Source organism: Streptomyces oceani (genome assembly GCF_001751245.1).
Classification (GTDB): Bacteria; Actinomycetota; Actinomycetes; order Streptomycetales; family Streptomycetaceae; genus Streptomyces; species Streptomyces oceani.
In genome coordinates, this window is record NZ_LJGU01000136.1 from 66,259 (window position 1) to 67,343 (window position 1,085).

The 1,085-nt window shown below is 76.7% G+C and carries 1 protein-coding gene; it reads right to left on the reverse strand.

All coding sequences use genetic code 11. The features are described 5' to 3' along the window. Positions 1-931: transcription antitermination factor NusB (locus AN216_RS19440; RefSeq protein ID WP_275522399.1), on the reverse strand; the 931-nt coding region annotated here is incomplete at its 3' end. Positions 932-1,085: the final 154 nt, after the last annotated feature.

The window sequence follows — 1,085 nt, forward strand, 5'->3', positions numbered from 1 at the left end:
GCTTCTCGGCGGCGGTCAGCGCGGCGCCCCGGCCGGCGGCGAGGCCCGCCAACATCGCCGCCTTCCCGCCCGGGCCGGCGCACCCGTCCAACCAGTGCCGGTCCGGTCCCTCCAGCGGGGCGTCCGCGAGGGCCAGCGCCACCAGTTGGCTGCCCTCGTCCTGCACACCGGCCCGCCCCTCCCGTACGGCCGGCACCGAACCGGGCTCACCGCCGGCGGTGAGCCGTGCGGCGTACGGGGACCAACGGCCCGGTTCCGCTCCGGCCGCCAGCAGTTCGGCGGCCGTCGCCCGGCCGGGGCGGGCGACGAGGGTGACGGCGGGGCGTTCGTTGTCGGCGGCCAGCAGCTCCTCCAGCTCCGCACGGTCGCCGCCCAGCCCGTCCCACAGCGCGGAGACGACCCAGCGCGGATGGCCGTAGCGAATGCCCAGGTGCTCCTCGGCGTCCTCGGCGTACGGCGGGGCGACCCGGTCCAGCCAACCGGCCAGGTCCTCGGCGGCGATCCGGCGCAGCACCGCGTTGACGAACTTGGCGCGGCCGTCGCCGAGCACCACCCGGGCCAGCTCGACACTCGCGCTGACCCCGGCGTGACTGGGGATGCGGGTGCCGAGCAGCTGGTGCGCGCCGAGCGCCAGCACGTCGAGCACCGGCGGATCGATGTCCCGCAGCGGACGGTCCGTGCACGCGGCGATGATCTCGTCGTAGGTGCCCTGCCAGCGCAGCGTGCCGTAGACCAGTTCGGTGGCCAGCGCCGCGTCCCGGTCGTCCAGGTCACCCCGCTCCCGGGCGTCACGCAGCAGGGGCGGCAGGACGAGGTTGGCGTAGGCGTCGCGCTCGTCGACCGCGCGCAGTGCCTCGTAGGCGAGGATGCGGACCGGGTCCTTGCGCGGTCGGCGGTACGGCTTGGGGGGTCGGCGGGGCCGGGTGCTCACGGGTGAAGGTGCTCCGGGTCTGTGGCGGGGGGCACGGGCGAGCCTACGCCGTGCGGAAGGGTGGTACGGACCGGCCGGACTGATCGACGGCGACCGGGAGGCCGGGGTGTCAGTGCCCCAGCCGCTCGCCCGCCGCGATCCGCGCGCCGCGCGC